Genomic DNA, 14,586 nt, shown 5'->3' with positions numbered 1-14,586 from the left:
GAAAACACCGGCAAAGCCGGTGTCATCTGCCACGTTGGATACTTCGCAGGTGAACCCGCACCTACAGGGCATAGCCCGTTGCTGCGGCGTCAATGGTTCAAGCGCCTATGCAAAGGTCGTCCAGTCGGTTTGCTACATCCCTTTGCGGGTACTGCCGGAAAGCGTCTGAAATGGCGCTGATCAGCTGCGCGTCCGTGATCGGGTCCAGCCCAGGAAAACGCTTGCCATTACAGTCAACGTCATGGGTAAGCACAGCCTCGACACTGGCGCCGTTGTCCCTGTAAACCTGCCTGATGGCCTGGGCCTCCAGCGCTTTGTCGTCCTTGCAGCGCAGGGCATGGTGAATGGCCAGGGCGGCGCCAAAGGCCAGCGCCGGGGTTTCAATACCCTGCTTGCGGGCAAGGTCGATGCTGCTGAGGATGCGTTCGTTGCGTTGTAGCTTGCGCAACGGGTCGCGTCCCACCCGGGCGCAAGGGTCTTTGAACGAGGTTTTACAGCGCTCCAGGAAGGTATCGGCAAAACGGCTGACCACCTCTGCCATTTGCGGGTACTCCGCCACCAGTGCGGGGCCGACTTCCTGGCGAATCAGGCGCTCGGCCAGCTCGCATACGCGCGCGTCGCCCATGCCTTGGCCTACCGAGTCATGGCCCAGCAGGCTGGCGTACCAGGCAACGATGGCGTGCGGGCCGTTCCACAGGCGGTTCTTGATGACCTGGATCTGGGCAATGTCAGGCACCGTCTTCACCTGGCGCAGGCGTTCGAGCAGGTCGCTGCCGTGCTCTACATACAGCGGCATGTCGGGCTCGCTGTTGAACAGGATCAGGTGCAGCTGGCTCATTGCGCTGCTGGGCTGGGCAAAGGGCCTGAAGCGCCCGATCAGGCGTTCGTATTCAGGCACTGGCGTCGATGCCTTTGTGGCAACTGCCGGCTCGTCTTCCAGGCTGTTCTGGAACATCTGCGACTTGATGCGCAGTTGCCGCACCAGTGCGTCGTTGCTGAGCTTGGAGACGATGCGGCTGACCACCGTTTCGGCGAAATGGGTCTTTTCCAGCACTTGCTTGCCGATGGCTGGCGGGCACAGCAAGGCCAACTCCGCTTGCACATGGCGGCGCACGAACGCGGCGCCGCCCACCTTGTTAAGCACGATCAGCAACGTAAGCTCACGGCCACGTCGTTCGAAACGTTGCAGCAGCCCTTTGGCAATCACCTTCGCCTGGTTGCGGATGGCCTGCTCGGGCAGGCTCAGGCCGATGATTTCGGCCGTGGTGTACATGCCGATTACCGCGTCGTCATCGTCCAGGTCGATCATGCGCACGTTGTCGATGGTCTGGTCGAACGATGTAGCCCCATAGCGCACGCTGTAGCGGCCGAAGGCATTGACGCTTTCGCGCAGCATGCGCGAGCGCGTCGCGGCGATGATTTCACAAGGCCGGGTGTAGCCATCCCAATGGGAAAAGACCTGCGTCAGGTAGCCACCCCCGATGGCGCCGAAACCATGAATGCCCACGCGGAACTGGTTCATGGAGGCCGGGAAGCTTTCGTTCAGTTCGGGCATGCCCAGGTCGGGAACGCACTCGCTCAAGTCGGCCAGGAACTCGGTCATGCTGCGGTAGGCCTTGAGCGCGGCCGCCTTGATTTCTGGGGCAGGCGGTTTGATGTCCTCGATCAGTATCGCCTGGCCTTCAGCACGGATGGCCGACAGCATGCCGTTCTCCGAATCTTCGACCATGAAGCATTGGCCAGGCTCGCAATTGAGCGCGCGGGCAGCTTTCAGGAAAATCTCGGGGTGGGGTTTGCCCTGGCTGACTTCATCGCCACAGACGGTGATGTCGAAGTACTTCAGCACGTTGGCGTTGATCAGGTATTCCTCGGCAATGGCACGGCGACTGGACGTGGCCACCGCCATGGTCAAGCCCGATTTGCGCAGGCGTTCCAGTACCTCCAGCAGGCCGGCCTTGATCGGTACGCCGTGATTGCGCACGTACGCCAGCTCAAGTTCATCCGCGCGTTTGCGGATCTCGGTGTATGGGAAGTCTTCACCGTTATGCGCCTTGGCCAGGGCCTCGGCTTTTTTCGCGCTCAAACCCAGCGAGCCGATCAAAGTGTCCTCGCTCAGCGCTTTGCCGAAGATTTCAAGAGAGGCTTGCTTGAGTGTCTTGAAGCGCAAGCGTTCGGTGTCGAAGAGGGTGCCATCCATATCGAAGATGGCGCTGAGAAGCTGTTTACCTTGGAAGAAAAGCATCGAGTGTTGCCCCCGTGGGTGCGTCGGACATCTCGCCTGTAGCAAGCGAGTACGGCGTGTGAACTGCAGCGTCGGCAGTCAGGTCGGGGGCACGCGTTTGTCAGGTGCACGCTCAGGCGTGACACAGAGATAAGGCGGGGCAGAGCGGGGAGTGCAGAGGAGGTTTGCAACCGTTGAAGCGAGGCGGGCGGCGCGTTTGGCCTTGAGGTCACGCCCACTGGCTGCAGTCGGTTTTGCAGGCAGTGGGCGCAAATAGCGATGGATACGTGTGATTCCAAGCATAAGGTGGTTTGCGTCCTTTTTCGTCATGGGTGATCCTTTTTCAGCCTTGCACGTATGCGCCGCGACATGCAAGGCTTGGCCTCCCGCTCCAATCCCGCAACAAGGTGAACCGCAATGACCCAAGCTACCGACCAGGCTTTTTATGACCGTGCCGATGCGCACATCGAACTGGCGAACCAGCAGATCGAAAAGTTCGAAGACCTGGGCAAGGTAAGCGCCTCGCTGACCTTCGGTGCCGCCCGCTTCAGCGCCTGGATGAGCGCCCGCAGCTTCAAGAGCGGCGCCGAGCTTGGCGCCGCGCGGGAAGAGATTCTGAAGTACTTCTGTGAGCAGTACCGGATGATGCTCGAGGACAACCTTGACGAGCATATCGAGCATTTTGACCAGTACATGCTGGGCAAGAACGACTGAGGCTGCGTGGGCATGCCTGCTCCCACAGGGATAGCGTATCCCTGCACTCAACGCGGAACCTGTGGGTGGTCACAGATGAGGCAGCGGCAGGGTGGGCCAAGCCTCAGCGATTGGTCCATTTCTCCAGCAAGATCGAAACGAACTTCTCCGCCGCAGGCGACAACGATGCGCCGCGCCGGTATACCAACCCCAGCGTGCGGCTAACCTGCGGCTCGATCAGCGGCACGCTGACCAGCGTCGGGTGGTCGGCGTCGGGCATGGCCAGGCTGGGCATGGCGGACACACCCAGCCCGGCCTCGACCATGCCCAGCGACGTGGACAGGTGTTGCACTTCGTAGAACCATTTGGGTCGCAGGTTGAGCCCGGACAACGCGTGGTCCAGTAGCATGCGGTTGCCGCTCAGGCGGCCGACGCCGATCAGGCGGTAGTCAGCCAGTTCCGTCCAGGTAACGGAGGCCCGGTTCGCCAGTGGGTGGTCGCGCCTGCAGGCCAGCACAAAGTGCTCTTGCACCAGTGTGACAAACTCGATGTCCGGGTGCTGGCCGCTCATCATGTTGATGCCGAAATCGGCCTCGCCGCGCAGCACGGCTTCGAGCCCGTCGTTGGCGCTAAGGTCCAGCAGGCGAATGCGGATTTTCGGGTATTGCTCGTTGTAATCGCGGATCACCGACGGCAGGAAGTAGAACGCTGCGGTGGGGATGCAAGCAAGGGTAACCTGGCCGGTCTGGCGCTCGGCCAGCTCGCGAATGCTGAGGATCGAGTCTTCAAAATCATCCAGCAGGCGCCTGGCCTTGGGCAGGAAGTCGCGGCCCACGCTGGTCAGGCTGACCCGGCGGGTGGTGCGCTCCAGTAGCGAGGTGCCCAGGCCTTCCTCCAGCTTCTTGATCCGCCGGCTCAAGGCCGGCTGGGACAGGTGAAGTGCTTCGGCGGCTTCGTGGAAACTGCCGAGTTCGGCGATTTTCACGAAAGATCTGATGTCTTGCAGCTCATATTCCATAAGAAAACCCGCTACTGTCGCCGTGTTTGATTGATGTTTGAATCGCAATAATGGCTACGATATTTGCATTGGATTGATTTATCCAGGCCTGTCACTCTTTTGCTCACAGCATCAATGATGTCCATTGATCAACAAGAGTGCAAAATCATGCAACGTATTCCTTGCGTACTCATGCGCGGTGGTACCTCGAAAGGGCCGTTCTTCCACGCCTGGGACCTGCCTGCCAATGTGGTCGAACGTGACGAGTTGCTGATCAACCTGATGGGCTCTGGCCATGAGCTGGAAATCGATGGCATCGGTGGCGGCAGCCCGCAAACCAGCAAGGTGGCGATCGTCAGCCCTTCGTTGCACCCCGAGGCTGATGTCGATTACCTGTTCGTTCAGGTGATGGTTGCCCAGCGCCGTGTCGACACCGCGCCCAATTGCGGCAACATGCTGTGCGCCGTGGGCCCGTTCGCCATCGAGCAAGGCCTGGTCAAAGGGCAGGATGGCAAGACCTTGGTCCGCATCCGTAACCTGAACACCGGTACCTTGGTCAATTCGCTGGTGGAAACCCCCGGCGGTATCGTGCGCTACGAAGGCCGCACGGCAATCGATGGCGTACCGGGCACTGCCGCCCCGGTGCACCTGACCTTTCTCGATGCCGTGGGCAGCAAGACCGGCAAGCTGTTCCCCACCGGCAAGGCCACGGATGTGATCGATGGCGTACCGGTAACCTGCATCGACATGGCCATGCCCATGATGGTCGTGCAGGCCAGTCAACTGGGGGTGACCGGATCGGAAACCCCTGCAGAACTCGACGCCAATGAAAAACTGCTCAAGCGCCTTGAAGCACTGCGCCTGAAAGCTGGCAGGGCCATGGGCCTTGGCGACGTCAGTGGCATGGTAATCCCCAAGCCGGTGCTGGTGTCTGCGCCACGCTACGACGGCACATTGCAGGTGCGTTACTTCATGCCGCACAACTGTCACCGTGCGTTGGCCATCACCGGGGCGGTAGGGCTGGCGACTGCCTGCGTCAGCCTCGGTACGGTAATTGGCGACCTGCTTGGCGAGGGCGCCCGGCAGTTGACCGACGTGCGCCTGGAGCACCCGAGCGGCGGTATCGATGTGGCGCTGTCGCGCAGTGCTGCCGACGGCAAGACAACCCAGGTTTCGGTGGTACGAACCGCTCGGCGGCTCTTCTCAGGCTTTGTCTACGCCCCTACCTTGCGCAGGCTGGCAGGGTAGTCAAAGGCGGCATGCCGCCTGCTTCATACATGCACCAAGCGCATCCGCACAATTTCAACAATGGTGATGCCCCATGAAACTCGCCAAATCGCTGTATTTCCAGATCCTTTGCGCCGTCCTGCTGGGCGTATTGGTCGGCCACTTCTGGGCGCAACAGGCCGTTGCGCTCAAGCCCTTGGGCGACGCCTTCATCAAGCTGATCAAGATGATGATCGCCCCGGTGGTGTTCTGCACCATTGTCACCGGCATCGCCGGGATGACCGACAAGCGCTCGCTGGGGCGTCTGATGAGCAAGACGTTGCTGTTGTTCCTGGGCCTGACGGTGGTGAGCCTGGTGATTGGCCTGGCGGCGGTTTACCTGTTCAAGCCGGGTGTGGGCATGAACATCGACCCCGCCACCCTCAGCACCGAAGGCCTCAGCCAGTACACCGCGTCGGCAGCCAAGCTGGGCGTGGTCGACTTCTTCATGCACATCATTCCCGATACCTTCATTGGCGCCTTCAACAAGGGTGAAGTGTTGCCGGTGCTGTTCATTGCCGTGCTCAGCGGCTTCGCCCTGTCGTCGATGGGGGACAAGGGCAAGCCAGTGCTGGATGTGCTGGAGTCTGCCTCGACCATGGTGTTCCGCATTTTTGGCTACCTGATGCGCTTTGCGCCGGTGGGTGCCTTTGGTGCGCTGGCTTTTACCGTCGGGCAGTACGGCATCACCTCGCTCGGTGCCCTGGCCAAGCTGGTGGGTACGCTGTACATCGCCTGTGCGTTCTTCGTACTGGTCGTACTGGGTGGCATCTGCCGTGCCCATGGTTTCAGCCTGTGGAAACTGCTGCGCTATTTTCGCGAGGAATTCCTGGTGGTGCTGGGTACTTCGTCCACCGAGCCGGTGCTGCCGCGCATGCTGGAAAAGCTCGAAAAGCTGGGTTGCAAGAAAGGTGTGGTAGGCCTGGTGTTGCCAACCGGTTACTCGTTCAACCTCGACGGCACAGCCATCTACCTGTCGCTGGCGGCCATCTTCATCGCCCAGGCCTGCAACATCGACATCACCCTGGGGCAGACGCTGACCATGCTGGCGATCATGTTGCTGTCGTCCAAAGGTGCCGCCGGGGTGACAGGCAGTGGTTTCGTCGCCCTGGCCTCGACCCTGACTGTGATTCACGACATCCCTCTGGCCGGCCTGGCGCTGCTGATCGGCGTCGACCGCTTCATGTCTGAAGCCCGCGCCCTGACCAGCCTTGCCAGCAATGCAGTTGCCACCGTGGTGATCTCGCTGTCCGAGAATGCCTGTGAGCGGGATACGCTGCTGCGCACACTCAACGGTGAACAACCGGTACAGCCGGATTGCGCTACACCTGGCCAGGCCACTTGGCCCGCCGAGCCGCACCGCCAGGGCTGAACGCCCTTCGTACTACTGAACATTGACTTAGAATTCCACTCAGCGTCGCAGCGGTGCCGAGTGGGGTTGGAGGCTGCCTGCCCGGCGGGCGGCCACGCACAATAAAAACAAGAGAGAAAGACCATGCTCGCACTCCTGGGCCTGATCATGGTGGTGACCTTCACCTACCTGATCATGAGCAAGCGCCTGTCGCCTATCGTTGCGCTGACCGTTGTCCCGATCGTGTTCGCCGTCATCGGCGGCTTTGCCCCCGAACTGGGCAAGATGATGCTCGACGGCCTGAAAATGGTTGCGCCATCGGCAGCGCTGCTGCTGTTTGCCATCCTGTTCTTTGGCCTGATGATCGATGCCGGCCTGTTCGACCCGCTGATCCGCAAGATCCTCAAGCGGGTAAATGGCGACCCGGTCAAGATCGCCATCGGCACTGCACTGCTGTCACTTCTGGTGGCGCTGGACGGCGATGGCACGACCACCTACATGATCACCTGTGCCGCCATGCTGCCGCTCTACAAGCGTATCGGCATGAACCCGATGATTCTGGCCACGGTGTCGATGCTGTCGCTGAGCATCATGAGCGGCCTGAGCCCCTGGGGCGGGCCGGCCACGCGGGCCATCGCCGCGCTTGGGCTGGACGCCAGCGAGTACTTCATCCCGATGCTGCCGACCATGATTGGCGGTGCAGCCTGGGTGGTGTTCACGGCCTTCCTGCTGGGGCGCACCGAACGCCGCCGCATCGGCAACATCGCCCTGGAGTCCGGTGGCGGCAACTGCTACATCAAGGAAATCCTCGGCGACAACCCGTACAAGCGCCCGCGCCTGGCCTATGTGAACCTGTTGCTGGTGATCGCCGTCATGACCGCACTGGTGATGGGGCTGATGCATGCCGCCATCCTGTTCATGATCGGCTTCGTTGCCGCGCTGATGATCAACTACCCCCAGCTGGAGCTGCAGAAGGAACGCATTCTGGCGCATTCGGGCAACGCCATGACGGTGGTGCTGCTGGTGTTCGCCGCGGGTATCTTTGCCGGGATCTTCTCGGGTACCAAGATGGTCGACGCCCTGGCGCAAACCCTGGTGGACTGGATTCCCGAAGAATGGAGCCACTGGTTCCCGTTGGTGGTGGCGCTGACCAGCATGCCACTGACCTTCGTGCTGTCCAACGACGCCTATTACTTTGGCGTGGTGCCGATCCTGGCCAACGCCGCAGCGGCTTACGGCATCGACCCGCTGGAAATTGCCCGCGCCTCGGTGCTCGGCCAGCCGGTGCACCTGATGAGCCCGCTGGTGGCGTCGACGTTGCTGCTGGTCGGCATGGTCGACCGCGACATCGGTGACTTCCAGAAGGCGACCTTCAAGTGGGCCGTGCTCACCTCGCTGGTGATCACTGCACTGGCTTTGCTCACAGGGGCCTTGTCCTTCTTCGTCTGAGCGTTACGGGCGCTGCCCGGCGCCCGGCACCTTGTGCATCCTGAAAACAACAACAAGAGTACCGATCATGTCCCGTGCTGTGTTCCGTGGGGCCACGTGTGGCCTGCTCTGCGGCTGGCTGCCTGTTGCCGGCGCTGCCGGTTTCGTCGATGACAGCAAGCTCAAGCTTCAACTACGCAACGTCTACTTCAACGAGAATTTCCGCGACGAACACGGCATGAGTGCACGTGCTGCCGCTAGCGCCAAAAGCGAGCGGGTGGAGTGGGCACAGGGTTTTCTGCTGGACTACCAATCCGGATTCACACCCGGCGCATTGGGCGTGGGGCTGGACGCCCTCGGGCTGGTGGGTGTCAGGCTGGACTCTGGCCGTGGGCGCAGCGGCACCGGGCTGCTGCCGGTTCATGACGACGGCCGTGCGGCGGACGAATTTGCCAGCGCCGGGGTAACGGCCAAGGCCCGCGTCGGGCAGACTGTGGTCAAGCACGGTACCTTGCTGCCGAAAACGCCGGTGCTGGTCTACAACGACGCGCGGCTGTTGCCGCAGACGTACGAGGGTACCCAGCTGACCAGTACGGATATCGACGGGCTGACACTGACAGCGGGCCACCTGGACCGCTTCAAACAGCGTGATTCATCGGACAGCACCGGCCTGTACCTGGATGGGTACGCGGGCGGCAGGTCCGGTGGCTTCAACTTCGCCGGCGCCGATTATGCCGTCAGCAAACAACTGCGCCTGAGCTACTTCCATGGCCAGCTCGAGCACTTCTACCGGCAGGACTTCGCCGGCCTGGTACACGAACTGCCGCTGGCGGGTGGTGTGTTGAGCACTGACCTGCGCTATTTCAAGAGCCGCGACAGCGGTGCCGCCCAGGGCGGCGCAATCGACAACGACATGTTCAGCGGGCAGATGGCCTATGCCCATTCGGGCCATACCCTCGGTGCCGGCTACCAGGTGCTCGACGGTGAGGCAGGGTTGCCTTACATCAGCGGTGCGACGGTGTATTCGTTCAGCAACGTCGGCATCGGCAAGTTCATCGAGGAAGAAGAAAAGACCTGGATGGCAAGCTACGCCTACAACTTTGCGGCAGCAGGCGTGCCGGGCCTGACCTTCATGGCGCGATACCTGAGTGGCGATAATGGCCGCTCGGGTGCCGAGGGCATCAAAGAGTGGGAACGTGACGCCGAGCTTGCCTACGTGGTGCAGGGCGGGCCGCTGAAAGGTTTGGGTGTGAAGCTGCGCAACTATATCTATCGTTCGGATTTTGCCCGCGGGCGCGACAGCAATCGCTTGTACCTTACCTACGATATCGCCATCTGGTGAGGGTGCAGGCCGGACCACATGTCCGGCCCTGAACCGGCTGCTGCGCCCTGGGTCAACGGCGCAGTAGGCGAGAAATCACCAGTGTGACAGCGGCGGTGATTGCCAGCGCGGCGATAGGTTTTTCCTTGACGAACGAAGACACCGTGTCCAGGGCATCCCCATAGGTCTTGGTCACCTGGCCTGCAGCCTGACGCGCATCGCCTTCGGCTTCCAGCGAGGGGTCTTCGACCAGCCGGCCGACAGCGCTCTGCGCCTTGCCTGCAAGGTTCTCTGCAACACCTTCGATCTGTTCGCGTTTCATGATGGCTTAGTTCCTTCCTGTGAGCGGCTAGGGTTAACAGCACAGGCTTAGGGCGTTGGCAGGCCGCAATGGTTCCAAGCGATTGCTTATTACCGTCAGGCCACGCGGTCCCTGTAGGAGCGGCCTTGTGTCGCGATCGGGCCGCAAAGCGGCCCCAGGATCTCAGCAACGACGCACACATTGCCGGGGCTGCCCTGCAGCCCGATCGCGACACAAGGCCGCTCCTACAAGGGATCGCACCTGGCTTGAGAGGGCGAGGCTAGCGGGCCTTCTTCTCAAGAATTCGCGCCCCGCTACCTTCCTTGGCCAGCACATCCTCGGGGTTACGCAGCGGGCAGTCCTCCAGTGACAGGCAACCGCAACCAATGCAGTTGTCCAGGCTGTCGCGCAACGCCTCCAGCGTGCGGATGCGGGCATTGAGGTCTTCGCGCCAGGCCGTGGACATCTCGCCCCACTGCGCCGCCGTAAGCTTGCTGTTGGGCGCATAACGGCTGAATGCCTGCTTGATGTCCTCCAGCGGAATACCGGTGCGCTGTGCCACTTTGATAATCGCCAGTGTACGCAGCACCAGTGAGGGGTAGCGGCGCTGGTTGCCCGCCGTACGGACGCTGGCGATCAGCCCCTTGGTTTCGTAGAAATGCAGCGCAGACACCGCCACGCCACTGCGTTTGGCCACTTCACCCACTGTGAGCATTCGCGTGTTGTCCACCGCCATGCGTGTTGACCTCAAGTTAAGTTGAGCTCTTATAGTCCTGCCCGATCTTCCCCGCAACCGCTTTCCTCATGATCGGAGCTCTGCATGAACAAACGGACGTTATTGGCCTGGGCCGGCGCTGTAGCCGGTGTGCTGGCCGCTGCCTATGCGTTGGTGGGTAGCGGCTCGGCGCCACCCGCTGCGGCGGCGTGGCCGGCGACCAAGGTGGCCTTGGCCACGGCCGAGCAGGTGCAGTTGGCGCGGCAGAACTTTGCGTCGGGGGAGCTGGAGGCGGTCAACCAGGTGCAGGTGGCGGCTGAGACGGCGGGGCGTATTACCCGCATCGCCTTCGAGTCGGGGCAGACGGTAACGGCCGGGCAGTTGCTGGTGCAGCTCAACGACGCGCCGGAGCAGGCCCAGCGGGTGCAGTTGCGGGCAAAATTGCGTAACGCTGAAGTGGTGCTGCAGCGCAGCCGCAAGCTGCGGGCGATGAATGCCGTGTCGCAAGAGCTGCTGGACAACGCCGCCACTGCCGTGGACGTGGCCAGTGGTGAGCTGCAGCATGTCGAGGCGTTGATCGCGCAGAAGGCCATTCGCGCACCGTTTGCCGGCAAGCTCGGCATCCGTCGGGTGCATCAGGGCCAATACCTGGGCGCCGGCGAGGCGATTGTCAGCCTGGCTGACATCAGCCAGTTGCATGTGAATTTTGCCTTGGGCGAGCAGGCTGCCCCCGAAGTGCACGTCGGGCAAGTGCTGGCACTGACGGTGGACGCAGTGCGCGGGCAAGGCTTCCAGGCCCGGGTGGTGGCGGTCGATCCGGTGGTCAGCAAGGCGCGCCTGGTGCAGGTGCAGGCAGCCTTGCCGAACCCGGATGGGCAGTTGCAGCCGGGCATGTACGCTGGCGTGCGCCTGGATGCCGCGCAGCCGTCGACCGTGCTGGCCGTGCCGGAAACCGCGATCACCTACACCGCTTATGGCCAGACGGTATTCGTTGCGACCCAGGACCCGGCGCATGGCACTCGGGTCAGCCGGGTGCGGGTAACCACCGGTGAGCGCTGGCAAGGGCGGGTGGAGGTCACGTCCGGCCTGGCGCCCGGTGACCGGGTGGTGGTTTCCGGCCAGTTGAAGCTCAGTGACGGCATGCCGGTCGAGCCCGTGGCGCAGGACAGCCTGCAGGCCAGCCAGGGAGGGCGGCAGTCGTGAAGTTTACCGATGTCTTCGTGCGCCGGCCGGTGCTGGCGCTGGTGGTCAGCAGCCTGATCATCCTGATGGGGCTGTTTGCCATGGGCAAATTGCCGATCCGCCAGTACCCCTTGCTGGAAAGCTCGACCATTACCATCAGTACCGAGTACCCCGGCGCCTCCGCCGAGCTGATGCAGGGTTTTGTGACCCAGCCGATTACCCAGGCGGTGTCGTCGGTCGAGGGCATCGACTACCTGTCGTCGTCCTCGCAGCAGGGGCGCAGCCTGATCACGTTGCGCATGGTGCTCAACCGCGACTCGACCCAGGCGCTGGCCGAGACCATGGCCAAGGTCAACCAGGTGCGCTATCGCCTGCCGGAAAAGGCCTACGACCCGGTGGTAGAGCTTTCGGCTGGCGACTCCACGGCGGTAGCCTACGTGGGCTTTGCCAGCGACAGCCTGTCGATACCGGAGCTGAGCGATTACCTGTCGCGGGTGGTGGAACCGCAGTTTTCTGGCATCGACGGCGTGGCCAAGGTGCAGTCGTTTGGCGGGCAGCGCCTGGCCATGCGCCTGTGGCTGGACAGTGAACAGATGGCTGGGCGCGGGGTGACAGCAGCGGACGTGGCGCAGGCGGTGCGGGCCAACAACTACCAGGCGACGCCGGGCCAGGTGCGCGGACAATACGTGCTGGCCGACATCCAGGTGGACACCGACCTGACCCGGGTCGAGGACTTCCGTGAGCTGATCATTCGCAACGATGGCACCGATTTGGTACGCCTGCGCGATGTCGGCACCGTCGAGCTGAATGCGGCGGCCACCCAGACCAGCGCCACCATGGATGGCAGGCCTGCCGTGCACCTGGGGCTGTTCCCCACGCCGACCGGCAACCCACTGGTGATCGTCGAGGGTATTCGCCAACTGTTGCCGCAGATTCAGCAGACCCTGCCACCCGGTGTGCATGTGGCGCTGGCCTACGAGACCGCACGTTTCATCGACGCTTCGATCCATGAAGTGCTGCGCACCTTGGTGGAGGCGATGCTGATCGTGGTGCTGGTGATCTGGCTGTGCCTGGGTTCGCTGCGCAGCGTGCTGATTGCGGTGGTTGCCATCCCGCTGTCGATGCTCGGTGCCGCGGGCCTGATGTTGCTGTTCGGCTTCAGCCTCAACCTGCTGACGTTGCTGGCGATGGTGTTGGCCATCGGCTTGGTGGTGGACGATGCCATCGTGGTGGTGGAGAACGTGCACCGGCATATCGAAGAGGGCAGGTCACCGGTCGCTGCGGCATTGATCGGGGCACGGGAAATCGCCGGGCCGGTGATCGCCATGACCCTGACCCTGGCGGCGGTGTATGCGCCGATCGGGCTGATGGGCGGGCTGACCGGCACGCTGTTCCGCGAATTTGCCCTGACCTTGGCGGGAGCGGTGATCGTTTCGGGCATCGTGGCGCTGACGTTGTCGCCGGTAATGAGCTCGTTGCTATTGCAACCCGGACAGCAGCATGGCGCGATGGCCAACATGGCCGATCGGTTGTTCGCTGGGTTGACTGGCGCCTATGGACGGGTGCTGGCCTACACCCTGACACATCGCTGGATCAGTGGCGGCGTGGCGCTGCTGGTGTGCCTGAGCCTGCCCTGGCTGTACCTGCTGCCCCAGCGTGAGCTGGCCCCGGCCGAGGACCAGGCGGCGGTGCTGACCGCCATCAAGTCGCCGCAGCATGCCAGCTTGGAATATGTGGAGCACTTTGCGCTGAAACTGGACGAGGTGATGAAGTCCATCGGCGAAACCACCGACACCTGGATCATCAACGGCACCGACGGCCCGGCCGCCAGTTTTGGTGGCATCAACCTCAGCGCCTGGCAGGTGCGCGAGCGTTCTGCCGCGCAGGTGCAGGCACAGTTGCAGCAGGCAGTGGCGGATATCGAAGGCAGCAGCATCTTCGCCTTCCAGGTCGCTTCGCTGCCGGGTTCCAGTGGCGGCCTGCCGGTGCAGATGGTGCTGCGCAGTGCCCAGGATTACCCCGAGCTGTACCAGACCATGGAGGTGCTCAAGCAGCGCGCCCGCGACAGCGGGCTGTTTGCCGTGGTGGACAGCGACCTCGACTACAACAACCCAGTGGTCAAGGTGCGCGTCGACCGCGCCAAGGCGGCTAGCCTGGGCATCAGCATGCAGGCCATTGGCGAGTCGCTGGGGGTGCTGGTGGGCGAGCAGTACCTCAACCGTTTCGCCCTGTTCGGGCGGTCCTATGACGTGATCCCGCAGAGTATTCAGGACCAGCGCCTGACGCCTGCGGCGCTCAATCGTCAATACGTGCGCGCCGAAAACGGCAGCCTGGTGCCGTTGGCTACGGTGGTGCACCTGGATATCGAGGTGGCGCCCAACCGCCTATTGCAGTTCGATCAGCAGAACGCCAGTACCCTGCAGGCGATCCCGGCGCCAGGAGTGTCGATGGGCAACGCCGTGGCATTTCTCGAACAGCTCACCACCGAACTGCCGCCGGGCTTCAGCCACGATTGGCAATCGGAGTCGCGCCAGTATGTGCAGGAGGGTTTTGCCTTGATGTGGGCGTTTCTCGCTGCCTTGGTGGTGATCTACCTGGTGCTGGCGGCGCAGTACGAAAGCCTGGTCGACCCGTTGATCATTCTGGTGACCGTGCCGCTGTCGATCTGCGGCGCACTGCTGCCGCTGGCGCTGGGCTGGGCCACGTTGAACATCTACACGCAGATTGGCCTGGTGACGCTGATCGGCCTGATCAGCAAGCACGGCATCCTGATGGTGGAGTTCGCCAACGAGATCCAGGTGCGCGACAACCTTGATCGTGCTGCCGCCATTGTCCGAGCTGCGCAGATACGCTTGCGGCCGGTGCTGATGACCACGGCGGCGATGACCTTTGGCGTGCTGCCACTGCTGTTCGCCAGTGGCGCCGGGGCCAATAGCCGCTTCGGGCTGGGGGTGGTGATTGTGTGCGGGATGCTGGTGGGTACGTTGTTTACCTTGTTCGTGTTGCCGACGATCTATGGGTGGTTGGCGCGAGATCATCGGGTGACCACGGGGCGGGCGCAGCAGTTGCTGGAGGCTGAACGCGTTCTGGGTATGTGAAGCGCAGCAGCCC

The 14,586-nt window shown here is 62.6% G+C and carries 11 protein-coding genes; 7 read left to right on the top strand and 4 right to left on the bottom strand.

Translation table 11 applies throughout. The annotated features are described in order from the left end of the window. Positions 1-97: 97 nt before the first annotated feature. A complete protein-coding gene (locus Q9451_RS22645) occupies positions 98-2,242 on the bottom strand; it encodes an HAD family hydrolase (protein WP_012271242.1) in 2,145 nt (714 codons plus the stop codon). 396 nt (positions 2,243-2,638) lie between these two features. Between Q9451_RS22645 and Q9451_RS22640 the strand changes: the two genes are divergently transcribed. Then, positions 2,639-2,935: a DUF3144 domain-containing protein gene (locus Q9451_RS22640; protein WP_012271243.1), complete on the top strand. Its 297-nt coding sequence runs from the start codon at positions 2,639-2,641 to the stop codon at positions 2,933-2,935. Positions 2,936-3,038: 103 nt separating this feature from the next. Here Q9451_RS22640 and Q9451_RS22635 read toward each other — a convergent pair whose 3' ends face one another. Next, the gene (locus Q9451_RS22635; RefSeq protein ID WP_012271244.1) at positions 3,039-3,932 is read right to left on the bottom strand and encodes a LysR family transcriptional regulator; all 894 of its coding nucleotides are present in this window, start codon (positions 3,930-3,932) and stop codon (positions 3,039-3,041) included. 147 nt (positions 3,933-4,079) lie between these two features. Between Q9451_RS22635 and Q9451_RS22630 the strand changes: the two genes are divergently transcribed. From Q9451_RS22630 to Q9451_RS22615, 4 genes are all read left to right on the top strand, one after another. After that, positions 4,080-5,159, top strand: coding sequence for a 4-oxalomesaconate tautomerase (locus Q9451_RS22630; RefSeq protein ID WP_012271245.1), 1,080 nt, complete (start codon positions 4,080-4,082; stop codon positions 5,157-5,159). Positions 5,160-5,232: 73 nt separating this feature from the next. After that, positions 5,233-6,549, top strand: coding sequence for a dicarboxylate/amino acid:cation symporter (locus Q9451_RS22625; protein WP_012271246.1), 1,317 nt, complete (start codon positions 5,233-5,235; stop codon positions 6,547-6,549). Between the two features lie 123 nt (positions 6,550-6,672). Then, complete coding sequence (locus Q9451_RS22620; protein ID WP_012271247.1) at positions 6,673-7,977, top strand: citrate:proton symporter; 1,305 nt, start codon at positions 6,673-6,675, stop codon at positions 7,975-7,977. 67 nt (positions 7,978-8,044) lie between these two features. Next, positions 8,045-9,298 carry an OprD family porin gene (locus Q9451_RS22615; RefSeq protein ID WP_012271248.1) on the top strand — a complete coding sequence of 418 codons (1,254 nt, stop codon included), beginning with the start codon at positions 8,045-8,047 and terminating at the stop codon, positions 9,296-9,298. A gap of 52 nt (positions 9,299-9,350) precedes the next feature. Here the strand turns inward: Q9451_RS22615 and Q9451_RS22610 are convergent, their stop codons facing one another. After that, complete coding sequence (locus tag Q9451_RS22610) at positions 9,351-9,599, bottom strand: CsbD family protein (protein ID WP_012271249.1); 249 nt, start codon at positions 9,597-9,599, stop codon at positions 9,351-9,353. 259 nt (positions 9,600-9,858) lie between these two features. Beyond that, positions 9,859-10,314 (bottom strand): redox-sensitive transcriptional activator SoxR, encoded by a 456-nt coding sequence (gene soxR / locus Q9451_RS22605; RefSeq protein WP_012271250.1) that lies wholly within the window; start codon positions 10,312-10,314, stop codon positions 9,859-9,861. Between the two features lie 84 nt (positions 10,315-10,398). Between soxR and Q9451_RS22600 the strand changes: the two genes are divergently transcribed. Next, on the top strand, positions 10,399-11,496 hold the full coding sequence (locus Q9451_RS22600) for an efflux RND transporter periplasmic adaptor subunit (protein WP_012271251.1): 1,098 nt from the start codon (positions 10,399-10,401) through the stop codon (positions 11,494-11,496). After that, positions 11,493-14,573 (top strand): MexW/MexI family multidrug efflux RND transporter permease subunit, encoded by a 3,081-nt coding sequence (locus Q9451_RS22595; RefSeq protein WP_012271252.1) that lies wholly within the window; start codon positions 11,493-11,495, stop codon positions 14,571-14,573. The genes Q9451_RS22600 and Q9451_RS22595 overlap by 4 nt, the downstream gene beginning before the upstream one ends. Positions 14,574-14,586 lie beyond the last annotated feature (13 nt).

This window comes from Pseudomonas sp. NY8896 (assembly GCF_039634505.1).
The sequence above is the reverse complement of the archived record's forward strand: the minus strand, read 5'-3'. Positions and strand labels throughout refer to the sequence as shown.

Coding starts and splice junctions, on each gene's coding strand:
- soxR (WP_012271250.1), bottom strand. CDS start 10,314: ATGGCGGTGGACAACACGCGAATGCTCACAGTGGGTGAAGTGGCCAAA.
- Q9451_RS22635 (WP_012271244.1), bottom strand. CDS start 3,932: ATGGAATATGAGCTGCAAGACATCAGATCTTTCGTGAAAATCGCCGAA.
- Q9451_RS22600 (WP_012271251.1), top strand. CDS start 10,399: ATGAACAAACGGACGTTATTGGCCTGGGCCGGCGCTGTAGCCGGTGTG.
- Q9451_RS22610 (WP_012271249.1), bottom strand. CDS start 9,599: ATGAAACGCGAACAGATCGAAGGTGTTGCAGAGAACCTTGCAGGCAAG.
- Q9451_RS22640 (WP_012271243.1), top strand. CDS start 2,639: ATGACCCAAGCTACCGACCAGGCTTTTTATGACCGTGCCGATGCGCAC.
- Q9451_RS22625 (WP_012271246.1), top strand. CDS start 5,233: ATGAAACTCGCCAAATCGCTGTATTTCCAGATCCTTTGCGCCGTCCTG.
- Q9451_RS22630 (WP_012271245.1), top strand. CDS start 4,080: ATGCAACGTATTCCTTGCGTACTCATGCGCGGTGGTACCTCGAAAGGG.
- Q9451_RS22615 (WP_012271248.1), top strand. CDS start 8,045: ATGTCCCGTGCTGTGTTCCGTGGGGCCACGTGTGGCCTGCTCTGCGGC.
- Q9451_RS22645 (WP_012271242.1), bottom strand. CDS start 2,242: ATGCTTTTCTTCCAAGGTAAACAGCTTCTCAGCGCCATCTTCGATATG.
- Q9451_RS22620 (WP_012271247.1), top strand. CDS start 6,673: ATGCTCGCACTCCTGGGCCTGATCATGGTGGTGACCTTCACCTACCTG.